This window comes from Pseudomonas sp. PME37.24/006 (assembly GCF_055556635.1).
On sequence record NZ_JBVHNL010000152.1, the window covers coordinates 1 to 263 of the forward strand.

The 263-nt window shown below is 49.8% G+C and carries 1 protein-coding gene; it reads left to right on the forward strand.

Annotated elements, in window-relative coordinates:
- Window positions 1-42 precede the first annotated feature (42 nt).
- Window positions 43-263, forward strand: a 221-nt coding sequence (locus ACZ3GY_RS24210) for a LexA family protein (protein ID WP_465912310.1), incomplete at its 3' end; no start/stop codon positions are given.

Sequence of the window (263 nt, forward strand, 5' to 3'; positions counted from 1 at the left end):
GACCCGAACGAACAAATTGCACCTGCCGACGCAGAGGATTGGCTGGCTTGGCCATATCCTTGCAGTGCTTCTACTTATGCTCTCCCCGTGCGTGGAAGCAGTATGGAGAACGAGTTTTTCGAAAATGAGATCATTTTTGTAGACCCGGCTCGACCTCCGAAATCAGGTGACTTTGTTGTCGCAAAACTTGCGCTGCATCGTGAGGCTTCGCTCAAAAAGCTGCTGCAAGAGGGAGATAATCTATATCTGAAAGCGCAGAACAG